Source organism: Plantactinospora mayteni (assembly GCF_016862935.1).
Taxonomy (GTDB): domain Bacteria; phylum Actinomycetota; class Actinomycetes; order Mycobacteriales; family Micromonosporaceae; genus Plantactinospora; species Plantactinospora mayteni.
Map to the genome: position 1 here is coordinate 46,447 of NZ_BONX01000010.1, position 12,623 is coordinate 59,069.

The following is a 12,623-nucleotide window of genomic DNA, read 5'->3' on the forward strand; positions in this document are numbered from 1 at the left end:
GACGTCTATCTCGTCGCCGTCACCGCCACCCGCGCCCTCACCGGGTCTGTTCCAGCCAGGAGGCGTAGAGCAGGCCGTAGACCGACTGCGGATCGCTGACCAGTTCCTCATGCGGACCGCGCTGCACGATCCGGCCCCGGTCCACCACGATCACCTCGTCGGCGGCCTGCGCGGTGGAGAGCCGGTGCGCGATGGCCACCGTGGTCCGGCCCCGGGTCACCGCGTCCAGGGTGCGTTGCAGGCGTACCTCGGTGGCCGGGTCGACCGCACTGGTCGCCTCGTCCAGCACCAGCAGGTCCGGGTCGGCCACGTACGCCCGGGCCAGCGCGACCAACTGCCGCTCGCCCACGCTGAGCGCCTCCCCGCGCTCACCCACCGGCGTCGCCAGCCCGAACGGCAGCCCCTCCACCCAGTCGCCGAGACCGAGCTCGGTGAAGGCCAGCGCCAGTTCGTCGTCGGTCAGCTCCGGCCGGCCGAACCGGACGTTCTCCGCCACGGTCGAGTCGAAGAGGAAACCGTCCTGCGGCACCATCACCACCCGGGAGCGCAGCGAGCCGAACCGGACCCGGTCCAGTGGTACCCCGGAGAGCAGCACCGCCCCGGCGGACGGGTCCATCAGCCGGGTCAGCAGCTTCGCGAAGGTGGTCTTGCCGCTGCCGGTCTCGCCCACCACCGCGACCCGGGTCTTGGCCGGGATGTCCACCGTGACGTCGACCAGCACCGGCGGGCCGCCGGGATAGCCGTAGCCGACATCGGCGAAGCGGATGTCGATCGGCCCGGCCGGCAGGTCGACGCCCTGCTCGCCCGGGTCCGCCACGTCCGGCGCCACGTCGAGTACGTCCAGCACCCGCCGCCAGCCCGCCACCGCGTTCTGCGCCTCGTTCAGCACCTCGGTGGCGATCTGGACCGGCTGGATGAAGAGGGTGACCAGGAAGAGGAAGGCGGTGAGTTCGCCGATGCCGAGCGTTCCGTCGACACCCAGCCTGACGCCGAGCACCACCACCCCGGCCAGGGCCAGCCCGGCGGCGATCTCGCCGGTCGAGAAGCTGATCACGCTGGTCCGGATCGCCCGCTGCTGGGCCCGGCGCTGCGCGTCGATGGTCCGGTCCAGCCGCTCGGCGGTCCGGCCGGCGACCCCGTACGCCCGGATCACCGGGGCGCCCACCACGCTCTCCGAGACCGCGGCCAGCATCGCGCCGAGCCGCTGCCGGACCACCCCGTACGCGGCGGCGAGCCGCTTCTGGAAGATCCGGATCACCGCCAGGGCGGGGATGAACGCGCCGAACACCACCAGGGTCAACTGCCAGGAGTAGACCGCCATCACCACGGTGGTCACCACCACCTGGCCGAGGTTGATCAGGAGGATCACCCCGCCCCACTGGAGGAACTGGGTGATCTGGTCCACGTCGCTGGTGACCCGGGAGACCAGCGAGCCGCGCCGCTCCGCCTGCTGGTGCAGCATCGACAGGTCGTGCACGTGCCGGAAGGCCCGTACCCGTACCCCGGCCAGCGCCGTCTCGCTGACCGTGAAGAGCCGGCGCATCATCAGGTACCCGCAGATCGTGGTCAGCACCAGCACGGCGGCGGTGGCCGCCACCACCACGCCGACCACCCCGAGGTCCGGGCCGCCCGGTGCGCGCAGCCCCCGGTCGATGCCCTGCTGGATCGCCACCGGTACGGCGGCCCGGCCGACCATCGAGACCAGGGCCAGCCCGAGGGTGCCGGCCAGTCCGGTACGCAGTTCCGGGGAGAGCGCCAGCCCTCGCCGGAAGGTTCCCCAGGCGCTCTCGGCCCGCTCGGGTACCGCCCCGGCCGTGGTCGTGCTCACGCGTCCACCTCTTCGCCTCGCCGGGTCGCCGGATCCTCGTACGCCCGTTCCCGCTCCCGCTCCCGCTCCGCCTCGGCCCGCTCGTACGCGGTGACCAGCGCCGCGTACCCCGGCGTGGTGCGCAGCAGCGTGGCGTGGGTACCCCGGCCGACCACCCGGCCGTGCTCGACGTAGACCACCTCGTCGGCGAGCGCGATCGTCGCCCGCCGGTACGCCACCACCAGGATCGAGGCCCGAGATTCCGGCGGACCGGCCGGGTCGGTCGACTCCGCTCGCTCACCCCGGAGCGCGGCCAGGATCGCCGCCTCGACCCTCGGGTCGACGGCGCTGGTGGCGTCGTCCAGCACCAGCAGCCGGGGCCGGCCGGCCAGCGCCCGGGCCAGGGTGAGTCGCTGCCGCTGGCCGCCGGAGAGCGCCGCGCCCCGCTCCCCGACCATGGTGTCCAACGCGTCCGGCAGCGCCGCCACGAAGCCGTCCGCCTCGGCCAGCCGCAGCGCCGCCCAGACGTCGTCGTCGGTGATGCCGTCCCGGCCGAGGGTGATGTTCTCCCGGATGGTGTCGTCGAAGACGAACGGCACCTGGGCGACCAGCGCGGTGGTACCGGCGAGCGAGGCGGCGGTCAGCGCGCGCACGTCGACCTCGTCCAGGGTCACCGTGCCGGCGTCCGGGTCGACCAGCCGTACCGCGAGGGAGACGATCGTGGACTTGCCGGATCCGGTGGGCCCGACCAGTGCCACCGTACGGCCGGCCGGAACGGTGAACGAGACGTCGTGCAGTACCGGCACCGACCCGGGTGCCGGCGGCTCGGCCGGAGCCGGTTCGGTCGGCGCGGTGGCCGGTTCGGTCGGCGCGGTGGCCGGTTCGGTCGGCGGTGGTACCCCGATCGGCCGCGCCGCCGTCTCCGGCTCCTCGGTGGCCAGGCCCGGCTCGGCGGGGGCGGTGGCCGGCGGCGGTTCGGCGGGGGCGTACCCGAAGGTGACCCGGTCGAGCACGAGAGTGGCCGGGCGGCCGTCCCGGCGGTCCAGCGTGGTGTCGCCGTACGGCATCTCGCCGGTGGCGGTGAGCACGGACTGCAACCGGTCCCAGCCGGCGACACTGCGCGGCAGTTCGGCGAGGACCCAGCCGATCGCCCGGACCGGGAACGCCAGCACGGTGAAGAGGAACGCCACGCTGACCAGTTCGGTGATGGTGACCGCGCCCTGGTTCAACCGGGCCGCGCCGACCAGCAGCACGGCCAGGGTGCCGAGGCTGGGCAGCGTCTCCAGCATCGGGTCGAAGACGCCACGGAGCCGGCCGACCGAGATCAGCGCGTCCCGCAGCTCGCCGGCCCGGGCCGCGAACCGGGCCGTCTCCCGGGCCTCCTGGCCCATGGTCTTGACCACCAGCGCACCGTCGAAACTCTCGTGCGCGATCGCACTGACCTCGGCGCGCATCTGCTGGGCCCGGGCCTGCCGGGGCGCCATGCGTCGGGAGTAGACGACGTTCAGGGCGAACAACGCGGGGAAGATGGCCACGCCGACCATCGCGAGCACCCAGTCGGTGACGAAGAGCGAGCCCATCGCCGCGACCAGCATCACCAGGGTGCCGACCGCGAACGGCAGCGGCGCGATCGGGAACCAGGCCGCCTCGACATCGGAGTTCGCGTTGGAGAGCAGGGTGCCGGTGGCGTGCCGGTGGTGCCAGGACAGTGGCAGTTCCAGGTAGCGGCGGGTGATCCGGCGCCGGTAGCTGGCCTGCAACCGGTACTGCATGAATCCGGCGCCGATCCGGCGGCCGAACATCCCGAGTACCCGGCCGAGGCTGACCGCGAGCAGCGCGGCGGCGCCGAGCAGTACCGCGGCCAGGTCGGCCCGGCCGCTCTCCAGCGACGGCACCACCACGTTGCCGACGACGGCGCCGACCACGTACGCGCTGGCGATGATCAACAGGCTGTAGAGGATGCTGCCACCGACCGCGACCGCGAAGATCCGTGGCTCGTCCCGGATCGCGTAGCCGAGGACCCTGATCCCCCGGATGAGAATGTCCCGGCTTGTCTTGCCCGCCACGCTGTCCCCCGCCGTAAGCCACCTGCGTCCAGCTCATCCTTACTGATCAGGGGAAGGGATGACGAACCGATTGGCGTGGGTGATACCGACTAGGCCCTGATTGTGTCTGCTGTCACAGCCTGTCCCACCACGCAGAACCGGGTGCGGAACGAAGGTCGGCCGGGCCGTGACGCGCCGGTCGGCCGGATCAGGATTTACGATCAAGACATGCCCCGCTACGCGGACACGGAGCGACAGTCGTTGGCCGATCTCCTCCTGGCGATCGGGCCGGACGCGCCCACGATCATCCCGGAGTGGGCCGCCCGGGATCTCGCCGCCCACCTGGTGGTCCGGGAACGCCGCCCGGACGCGGCGGCCGGACTCGTGCTCCCGCCGCTGCGGCGGCACGGGGCCCGGGTCCAGGCGGCGGTGGCCGGCCAGCCGTACCCGGCCCTGGTCGACCTGGTCCGGCACCCGCCCCGGTGGAACCCGATGACGCTGCCGCCGGTCGACGAGCTGGCGAACCTGGTCGAGTTCTTCGTGCACCACGAGGACGTCCGGCGGGCCCGGCCCGACTGGCAGCCCCGGGAACTTCCGGCCGGGCAGCAGGCCGCGCTCTGGAAGCGCGTTCCGGCGATGGCCCGGATGTCGCTGCGCCGGTTTCCGGCCGCCCTGCTGGTCCAGGCGCCGGAGCACGGCGAGACCACCGCCGGAGCCGGCGGCGAGCAGGTCCGGATGGTCGGAGCACCCGGCGAGCTGATCATGTTCCTGTTCGGCCGCCAGCGCGCCGCCCGGGTGCAACTGGTCGGTCCACCCGCGCTCACCGAGCGGTTGCGGACCACGAAACTCGGACTCTGACCTCGGCGGCGGGCCGGACGTGCCGATGCGCGCCTTCGCCCTGGCGTCCCTGACCCGGCCGCCCTTTCCGGAACGGGTCAGCGCACACGTCGGGCAGGTCGGGCCGGAGTCCACCCGGTGGGCCACCGAACTCGGCCTGGTCGGCAGCCCCGCCACGGCCCGCCGGCTGGACCGGGCGAACGCGGCCGAACTGGCCGGCCGGACCTGTCCGGACGCCCGACCCGAGCAGCTCCGACTCCTCGCCGACCTCTTCACCTGGCTGTTCACCTTCGACGACCGCTGCGACGACGACGGCCTGGGCGACGACCCGGCCCGGCTCGCCCCGGTCGTCGGACAACTGCTCGACGTCCTCGACCTGCGCGGCGGGCCGGCCCCGCCGGGCTCGGCCGCCGCCGCCGGCCCGACCGCCGCCGCCCTGCACGACCTCTGCCGACGGGTACGCGCGCACGGCCCGCCCCGGCTGCTGCTCCGGTTCGCCGCCCAGATGCGGGACTACCTGCTGGCGCTGCTCTGGGAGGCGGCGAACCGGGAACGGGATCGGGTACCGGCGGTCGCCGAGTACCTCCAGATGCGCCGGCACACCGGTGGGGTACGCCCCAGCTTCACCCTGACCGACCTGGCGTACGGCGGACTGGCCGAGGCGATCTGTCAGGCCGACCTCGACGCGTCCCACCTCGACGACCTCGCCACCGACCTGGTCTGCTGGTGCAACGACGTCTTCTCGTACGCCAAGGAGCGCCGGCAGGGCCGGGACGGGCACAACCTGATCGTCGTACTGGCCCGGGAGGCGGGACGGGAGGAGCGGGCCGGCCTCCTCGACGCGGCCCACCGGTTCAACGCCGGGCTGCGGGCGTACCTGAGGCTGGAGTCCGAGCTGCTGGCCGGCGGCGACCCCGACACCCTCCGGTTCGTCAACGCCCGCCGGGCCTGGATCCGGGGCAGCTACGACTGGTCGCTCGGGGCGGGCCGCTACCACTGACCCGCTCCGCGCCACGGGGGTCGACCGGCCCGGGCCGCCGTGCGGCCGGCCGGGCTCAGTCGTCGTCGCCGTGTGACTTCCAGCTCGGTACCGGCTTGCCGGCCACGCACTCGACCTCGACCTCGATCCGCCCGCCCGAGCCGTGGAAGGTCACCTCGGCGTCGTCGTCCGGGCCGCGCTCGACCTCGCCGACCCGGTAGCCCTGGGCCGGGGTCCAGGCGGTCAGCCACACCTGCCGGCCGGCGCACTCGGCCAGCACCGTACCCCCGGGGGTGGAGACCAGCCGGCGCGAGTCGTCGGTGCCGGCCGGCGAGCCCGGCGGGACGGCGGAGGGGGTCGGCGCCGCGCTGGCGGTGCCGCCGGTCGGCGTCGGACCGCCCGGCGGGACGGCGCCCGAGGTGGCCGGCGGCGGGGTGGCGGCGGCCAGCGCCCGGGCCACCTCGTCCGGGCTGCGCAGCTCACCCGCCGGCCCGGTCAGCCCGGCCCCGATCACCTGTACGGCCGCCAGCCCGGTGCCGGTGGCGACCAGCGCGGCGAGCAGCCAACCGGCCACGGCGAGCAGGGTACGTCGACGCATGCTCCGATGATGCCCGCCGCCGGGTTAAGGCCGGCGCCGGTGGACCCTAAGGAACAGTTAACGGACCCGGTCCGCCGGCCCCGCGCGGGGACGGTCGTGGTCAGCGGGGCTGCCGCCAGCGGGTACCGGTGGGCGTTTCCGGGTTACCGTGCCGGGTGTGGCGCGCCTACTGCTGATCGAGGACGACCCGGCCATCCGTACCCCGCTGCTGCACGCGCTGCGCGACCGGGGGCACGCGGTGGCCGCCGTGCAGTCCGCGATGACCGGGCTGCAACGGGTCCTCGACGACCGGCCCGACCTCGTCGTCCTCGACCTCGGGCTGCCCGACCTGGACGGGCTGGAGCTGTTGCGGATGCTCCGGGCGGTGAACAGCACTCCGGTGATCATCGCCACCGCCCGGGACGAGGAGGCCGAGATCATCCGGGGGCTGGACGCCGGTGCCGACGACTACGTGGTGAAGCCGTTCACCGCCGCCCAACTCGACGCGCGGATCCGGGCGGTGCTGCGGCGCGGTGCCGGATCGGCGGACGGCCCGGCCGTGCTGACCGTCGGGGAGCTGCGGGTCGATCCGGCGGCCCGGCAGGCGACCCTGGCCGGGGTGCCGCTCGAACTGACTCCCCGGGAGTTCGATCTGCTGCACCACCTGGCCGCTCGGGCCGGTCGGGTGGTGAGTAAGCGGGAACTGCTGACCGAGGTGTGGCAGCTCCCCTACGGCGGCGCGGACAAGACGGTGGACGTACACCTGTCGTGGCTGCGCCGCAAGCTCGGCGAGACCGCGCAACAGCCCCGCTACCTGCACACCGTGCGCGGGGTGGGGGTCCGGCTCGACGTACCCGGGACCCAGTCGTGAGACGCCGACTCATCCTGCTCGTCGCGACCACCACCGGTCTGGTGCTGCTGGCCTTCCTGGTCCCGCTCGCGGTGCTGCTGCGCGGGGTCGCGGCGGACCGGGCGGCGGTGGCCGCCACCGCCGACGTACAGGCGCTGGTTCCGCTGGTCGGCACCGCCGGCCGGGAGGGACTGCGGCTCGCCGCCGAGCAGGTCGGAGCCGCGGCCGACCGGCCGGTCACGGTCTTCCTGCCGGACGGCGCGGTCCTCGGCGACGACGCGCCGCGCACCGACGGGGTGGAGTTGGCCGCCCGGGGCGAGAGCCTCACCGTCGCCCGCGAGGACGGCCGGGAGATCCTGGTCGCCGTGCAGGGCCGCCCGGACGGTACGGCGGTGATCCGCACCTTCGTCTCCGCCGACGAGCTGACCCACGGCGTCTACCGCTCCTGGCTGGTGCTGGCCGCGCTCGGGGTGGCGCTGCTGCTGCTCGGCCTCGCCGTCGCCGACCGGCTGGCCCGGTCGCTGACCGTCCCGATCACCGAGCTGTCGGCGGTCTCGCACCGGCTGGCCGGCGCCGAGCTGACCGCCCGGGCCACCCCGTCCGGCCCGGCGGAGCTGCGCGCGGTGGCAGGCGCGCTCAACCACCTCGCCAACCGGATCCAGGAGTTGCTGCGGGACGAACGCGAGCAGCTCGCCGACCTGTCGCACCGGCTGCGTACCCCGTTGACCTCGCTGCGGCTGGAGTCCGAGTCGCTGGCCGATCCCCGGGAGGCGGCCCGGATCACCGACCGGGTCGACGCGGTGGAACGGGCGGTGACCGGGCTGATCCGGCAGGCCCGGCGGCGGGGCACCGACACCGGTACCGAACCGGCCTGTGACGCCACGGCGGTGGTCCGGGAGCGGGTCGCGTTCTGGACCGTACTGGCCGAGGACACCGGGCGGGCGCTCGGCCTCGACCTGGTCGACCGCCCGCTTCCGGTACGGCTGCCCGCCGACGAACTGGCGGCGGTGCTGGACGCGCTGCTCGGCAACGTCTTCGCGCACACCCCGGACGGCACCGGCTGCACCGTCGCGCTGGCGCCGCGCCCCGGCGGCGGTGCGCTGCTGACGGTCACCGACAGCGGCCCCGGGCTGCCACCGGCCCTGGTCGGCCCCGCCTCGACCCCACTCGACCCGGCCGGACCGGTACGCGGGGCGAGCGCCGCCGGCTCGACCGGGCTGGGCCTGGACATCGCCCGCCGGGCGGCCCGGGAGAGCGGCGGCCGGTTCCAACTGTCCAATGCGGATGGTGGCGGGGCACGGGTCGCGGTCACCCTCGGACCGCCGCTCGCCACCCGCGAGTCGCCGTCTGGGGTGACCCCGAACTGAACTCCACCGGCTCGGGCGCGCCTGCGCCTTCCTGCCCGACCCGGCTCCGCCCTCCCCGCCCGTCCACCTGTGCCTTCTGTTGCCCCGGGGGCTGCCACAGGCGCCGGTCGCGCTCTTTACCGAGGCTTAGGGTTCGCACAGCGCGCCGCTATCCCGATCCGGGCGAACCTCGGTGTCGAGAACCCGGAACAGGGTGTTCCGCGACGATGGAGGAGACTGCGATGCGGCGTAAGACTCTGGTATTGAGCGTCGGCGGCGCGCTGGCGGCCGCCGCCGTGATCGGCACCGCGATCGGGGCCAGCGCGGCGGAGGGCGAGCGGCAGGGGTTCGGCGCCGTCGCCACCACGGCGGCCGGTGAGCTGACGCCCGGCGCCGACCTGACGGGTACGCCCGGTGACGACCCGACCGACGGTCCGACGGTGGTGCCGAGCGACGCACCGTCGGGCATCCCGACCGGTTCGCCCGCCCCGACCGGCGCCGCGCCGGCCGGATCGGTCGACTCGGCACGGGCCGTGGAGATCGCGCTGGCCAGCGCTGGTGGCGGTCGCGTGGACGAGGTCGAGCGGGAGTGGGAACACGGCCGGACGGTGTGGAAGGTGGAGATCGTCAAGGACGGTTGGGAGATCGAGTCGTACGTGGACACGGCGACCGGCCAGATCATCAAGACCGACCGTGACCGGGACGACGACCACGGCGGCAAGTACGACGACGACCGCGACGACGACTGAGGTCAATCCGCTGAGCCGATCCCGGGGAGCCGGCGGAAGCGCCCGGCCCCGGGGTCGTTCGTTCGATCGGCTTGCCGGACCGCCGGACAAGGTGGCTGCCTTGGCCCGCGACCTGCGAACGCTATCCGGGATTTATTGCCAGCCGGCTCCCGGCTGACCGTCTGGGCGACGCCGGACGGCGGCGCGACCTGGTGGACGAAGACCTACCGAGGTACGGGTGAGAGGATAAAGCAGTGACATACCGGGTCAGCTACGACATGGACGAAGAGGCCCTGCCCGACGCCGAGGCCGTTTCCGCCTTCTTCGACAAACGGGCCCACCGGATCGCCCCGCACGGCAGGCGAGCGAACGCGTACTGGATCGGCCCGGCCGGCGGCGAGGACATCATGCGGGTGGACATGGACTACGACGCGGGCCGCGCGGCACTGCGCTGGCTCCCCGACAACAGCCACGGCGTGGAACTGGAGCCGGGCGCCCCCATCGTGGTCCTCGAATCCTCCGATCATCCGCCGGTCACCATCCCCGGAACGCTGGCCCGGGTATCGATCGACCTGGCCCACGCGGCCGTCGCCGCCTACATCCAGACCGGCCAACGCCCGTCCACCGTCGTGTGGGCTGCTGGCTGATCGGCTACGACATGGCGATCGTCAACGACCAGGACCAGGAGCTGCTGTCCGTCTCGACGGTCGAAGAACTCGACAGGGTGCTCGATCGGATCGCGGCCCAGTCGACGCCCGCCGCTCCTCCGCTGGTCGCGCTGGACATGCCAGACCGGCAGCGCAGCACCAACTGGCAGTGACTCACGGATCGGTGTTTCGGTGACAGGCACCGGGGTGGCTGTCCCGCGCGCCGCATCGGCCGCCGGCCGGTAGCAGTCGATCGCAGAAGACCCGATGACGTACGTCCTGGGCGTCCTCGGCCGAGACGGTGATCTCGCCTGCGTCGCACAGGCCGAGGAAGGCCAGCGAGTCGGCCAGGCAGGCCGCCAAGTCGGCGGCGGCCTCGATGTCGGGTACGACAACCGGCAGATGGATGACGTGGCGACCGGACACGTCATCCACCCGGTCGTCGCCGTTCATCGCCGCTCCGCGCGATGGCGGCCCGACGAGTTCCGGCTCTGCCACTGCCGAAGATGCACCTTCAGCCGCTCGTTCTCGGTCCGGACTACGGCCAACTCGTCCTCGAGCGCCGCCAGGCTGTCCGCCAGCGCGGCGAGGAACCGCCGTACCTCAGACGGTCGGTAGCCACGCCGACCGAACGGCGTAAGCGGGAAACTCGCCGCCCGGATCTGGCCGGGGATCGGCGGGAAGTGCACGCCTCCGCCGTAGAGCGTGCCGCTGGGCTGGGTCCCGGCCGGCGTACGCCGTGCCATCCCGCTGGGCTCGCTCATGCCTCGTCCATGACGATACTCAGGTCGATGTAGGGGTCGGCCCGCTGCACCACGACATCGATGGCCTCGTCGGAGAGCCCACGGGCGGCCAGCACTCGGCGGCCCCACCTGGCAAGCCGGCACGGGTGCGGGTGTTCGTCCCAGAGACAACGCGGCCCCGTCGGCTCGTCGCCCGGCAGATGCAGGACGAGCGCACGGACGGCAAACCGGACGTGCTCCTCACCGATCCAGACCGGAAGCGGGATCTCCCACTCCTCCGACTCCGGCTCTTCCGACTCCGGTGACTGCGCGGCGGCCGGCAAACCATCCACCACATCTCTCCCTTGATCGGCTTCTCTGGAGTGGCGCCGAGGCGGGCGGGGTCGTTCGTCACGTAAGGGGGAAGGCGACGACCGGCGGCCCAGCACCCGCCCCGGGCCATACATGTACGTTGGGCGAACACCGCTGCTCTGCCTATCCACTCGCCACAGTGAGCGATATGCGTGCGGCGCATACACGCAACGCAGTTGACCATGTAACGAACCACACGCAAGGACGAAACATCGCTACACTGCGAATGCGATGGAGCCCCAGGCCACAACAGTCAGGCGCAACATGAACCGGACCGAGGCACGCTACTGCCGCTCATGCGGAACTCGACTTGCCAGCGATAATCGAGGCACAGCCTGCGCCCCGTGCCAGACCAAGGCGCGAAGTCTGCTTGTTGGTGCGCCCGAGGTACCTCGTGAATTTTGGGTTGTAGACGAGATTCGGGATGCCCTTGAGAGCTGGCATATGGGACGGGTTATAGCCGCGTACCGCCGACATCCTTATCATGCGCGACAACTCCCGCAATCTCTCGTTGCGGGTTGGGGCCGAGTGACCCAGGCACAACTCAGTCGTATCGAAACCGGACCACCCGTAAAGGACCTCGATAAGCTCATTGAGTGGGCGCGCATCCTCCGTATTCCGGCTGCGATGCTATGGTTTAGAATGCCTGAGCAAGGTGCACTGACCAACGGCAATGACGCCGAACAAACGAAGGAATCGGACCGTCATCTGTCAAGTGTCACTAGCCTCTTCGGCAGCCTGAAGTCTAGAAGCGACACGACTCCTGGCGAACAAGATGTTCGGGTAGCCGCTATTGCGTTCGCGACGAACACCGACCTACCGCTTTCGCAGTCCACCGCTCTTCTGATACGACTCTTCCTCCAACTCGATGACGAGGTCGGCGGCGACACACTTTACCTGCCATTCTCCCGGTACCTTGCCCAACTAAGGCAAGACGCGCATCAAGACAAGGCGACCCTTGCCGCAATCGGAGAACTGAACCAGATGGCTGGTTGGCTAGCGTTGGACGCAGATCGTTCGGCCGCCGCCCGTGATCATCTGACAGCATCCGTCTACCTGGCCAACGCGGCCGATAATGTTGCTCTCGGATCCAGCGCACTCGCTTATCTGAGTCTGCAACAGACATACCAGGGAAGCCATAAACCAGCATTTGCCCTTGCCCAGACCGCGCTGTCACTCGCCAAGGGCAGGGTGACACCGCTGGTAGAGAGCATGTTGATGACCCGACTCGCCCGGGCCCATGCCAACTGGTCGGAGCAGAGTGCGTGTCTGTCAGCGCTTGACCAGGCTCGTAACGCCTTCGACCGCTTCGGAAGTGACGAGGAGCCGTTGTGGATCAAGTACGTCGATGAGATAGAAGTTATGGGACAGGTTGGCGCATGTTACCTGGATCTCGGCATGCCGCAGGAGGCCGCGAGCTCGCTCAATCAGGCACTGAGCCTCCTTCGGCAGCGAGCACCACATCGATACCGCGATCGGGTGCACTACCTCATACGTCTCGCCAAGGCACATATCCTTTCGAGGGAAATTGAACGTGCGTGCGATACTGCGACCAAGGCCCTGGAGTTGATCGCAAAGACAAGTTCTTCGAGGATAAGAGACAGACTTTCAGAGCTTAATTCAGCGTTTGAGCCGTTCGATAAAAGCAGCGATGTGCGCGCATTTCGCAACTCTCTCGTCGAGCATGCCCGACGACGTTAAACTCACGATCGA

14 protein-coding genes are annotated in these 12,623 nt (G+C 71.5%); 8 read left to right on the top strand and 6 right to left on the bottom strand.

What is annotated here, in order from left to right:
* Nucleotides 1-37: 37 nt before the first annotated feature.
* Nucleotides 38-1,828, bottom strand: coding sequence for an ABC transporter ATP-binding protein (locus Pma05_RS09665; protein WP_203856999.1), 1,791 nt, complete (start codon nucleotides 1,826-1,828; stop codon nucleotides 38-40).
* A complete protein-coding gene (locus Pma05_RS09670) occupies nucleotides 1,825-3,849 on the bottom strand; it encodes an ABC transporter ATP-binding protein (RefSeq protein WP_372441447.1) in 2,025 nt (674 codons plus the stop codon). The genes Pma05_RS09665 and Pma05_RS09670 overlap by 4 nt, the downstream gene beginning before the upstream one ends.
* 231 nt (nucleotides 3,850-4,080) lie before the next feature.
* On the opposite strand from Pma05_RS09670, the gene Pma05_RS09675 reads away from it, so the two are divergent.
* Complete coding sequence (locus Pma05_RS09675; protein ID WP_203857001.1) at nucleotides 4,081-4,710, top strand: TIGR03085 family metal-binding protein; 630 nt, start codon at nucleotides 4,081-4,083, stop codon at nucleotides 4,708-4,710.
* A gap of 25 nt (nucleotides 4,711-4,735) precedes the next feature.
* Nucleotides 4,736-5,689 carry a terpene synthase family protein gene (locus Pma05_RS09680; RefSeq protein WP_203857002.1) on the top strand — a complete coding sequence of 318 codons (954 nt, stop codon included), beginning with the start codon at nucleotides 4,736-4,738 and terminating at the stop codon, nucleotides 5,687-5,689.
* 55 nt (nucleotides 5,690-5,744) lie between these two features.
* Here the strand turns inward: Pma05_RS09680 and Pma05_RS09685 are convergent, their stop codons facing one another.
* On the bottom strand, nucleotides 5,745-6,266 hold the full coding sequence (locus Pma05_RS09685) for a septum formation initiator (protein WP_203857003.1): 522 nt from the start codon (nucleotides 6,264-6,266) through the stop codon (nucleotides 5,745-5,747).
* A gap of 157 nt (nucleotides 6,267-6,423) precedes the next feature.
* Here Pma05_RS09685 and Pma05_RS09690 point away from each other — a divergent pair, with 157 nt between their 5' ends.
* From Pma05_RS09690 to Pma05_RS09710, 5 genes are all read left to right on the top strand, one after another.
* On the top strand, nucleotides 6,424-7,116 hold the full coding sequence (locus Pma05_RS09690; RefSeq protein ID WP_203857004.1) for a response regulator transcription factor: 693 nt from the start codon (nucleotides 6,424-6,426) through the stop codon (nucleotides 7,114-7,116).
* Entirely contained in the window at nucleotides 7,113-8,462 is a 1,350-nt protein-coding gene (locus Pma05_RS09695; protein ID WP_203857005.1) for a sensor histidine kinase, read from the top strand. Before Pma05_RS09690 ends, Pma05_RS09695 begins: the two co-directional genes overlap by 4 nt.
* A gap of 221 nt (nucleotides 8,463-8,683) precedes the next feature.
* Nucleotides 8,684-9,190: a PepSY domain-containing protein gene (locus tag Pma05_RS09700; protein WP_203857006.1), complete on the top strand. Its 507-nt coding sequence runs from the start codon at nucleotides 8,684-8,686 to the stop codon at nucleotides 9,188-9,190.
* A 233-nt stretch (nucleotides 9,191-9,423) separates the two neighbouring features.
* Nucleotides 9,424-9,816, top strand: coding sequence for a hypothetical protein (locus Pma05_RS09705; protein WP_203857007.1), 393 nt, complete (start codon nucleotides 9,424-9,426; stop codon nucleotides 9,814-9,816).
* 11 nt (nucleotides 9,817-9,827) lie between these two features.
* Nucleotides 9,828-9,989, top strand: a complete 162-nt coding sequence (locus Pma05_RS09710; protein WP_203857008.1) for a hypothetical protein — start codon at nucleotides 9,828-9,830, stop codon at nucleotides 9,987-9,989.
* A gap of 1 nt (nucleotide 9,990) precedes the next feature.
* Here Pma05_RS09710 and Pma05_RS09715 read toward each other — a convergent pair whose 3' ends face one another.
* Genes Pma05_RS09715 through Pma05_RS09725 form a run of 3 tightly spaced genes read right to left on the bottom strand, consistent with a single transcriptional unit; the run spans nucleotide 9,991 to nucleotide 10,891 of the window.
* Complete coding sequence (locus tag Pma05_RS09715) at nucleotides 9,991-10,242, bottom strand: hypothetical protein (protein WP_203857108.1); 252 nt, start codon at nucleotides 10,240-10,242, stop codon at nucleotides 9,991-9,993.
* 23 nt (nucleotides 10,243-10,265) lie between these two features.
* Nucleotides 10,266-10,580 carry a DivIVA domain-containing protein gene (locus Pma05_RS09720; RefSeq protein WP_203857009.1) on the bottom strand — a complete coding sequence of 105 codons (315 nt, stop codon included), beginning with the start codon at nucleotides 10,578-10,580 and terminating at the stop codon, nucleotides 10,266-10,268.
* Nucleotides 10,577-10,891: a hypothetical protein gene (locus Pma05_RS09725; RefSeq protein ID WP_239312089.1), complete on the bottom strand. Its 315-nt coding sequence runs from the start codon at nucleotides 10,889-10,891 to the stop codon at nucleotides 10,577-10,579. Before Pma05_RS09725 ends, Pma05_RS09720 begins: the two co-directional genes overlap by 4 nt.
* Nucleotides 10,892-11,438: 547 nt before the next feature.
* Between Pma05_RS09725 and Pma05_RS09730 the strand changes: the two genes are divergently transcribed.
* Nucleotides 11,439-12,611: an NsdA family TPR-like regulatory protein gene (locus Pma05_RS09730; RefSeq protein WP_203857010.1), complete on the top strand. Its 1,173-nt coding sequence runs from the start codon at nucleotides 11,439-11,441 to the stop codon at nucleotides 12,609-12,611.
* Nucleotides 12,612-12,623: the final 12 nt, after the last annotated feature.

Excerpts from the sequence above, each read along its gene's own strand:
- Pma05_RS09675 (WP_203857001.1), top strand. The coding sequence starts at position 4,081 with ATGCCCCGCTACGCGGACACGGAGCGACAGTCGTTGGCCGATCTCCTC.
- Pma05_RS09680 (WP_203857002.1), top strand. The coding sequence starts at position 4,736 with ATGCGCGCCTTCGCCCTGGCGTCCCTGACCCGGCCGCCCTTTCCGGAA.
- Pma05_RS09685 (WP_203857003.1), bottom strand. The coding sequence starts at position 6,266 with ATGCGTCGACGTACCCTGCTCGCCGTGGCCGGTTGGCTGCTCGCCGCG.
- Pma05_RS09700 (WP_203857006.1), top strand. The coding sequence starts at position 8,684 with ATGCGGCGTAAGACTCTGGTATTGAGCGTCGGCGGCGCGCTGGCGGCC.
- Pma05_RS09710 (WP_203857008.1), top strand. The coding sequence starts at position 9,828 with ATGGCGATCGTCAACGACCAGGACCAGGAGCTGCTGTCCGTCTCGACG.
- Pma05_RS09720 (WP_203857009.1), bottom strand. The coding sequence starts at position 10,580 with ATGAGCGAGCCCAGCGGGATGGCACGGCGTACGCCGGCCGGGACCCAG.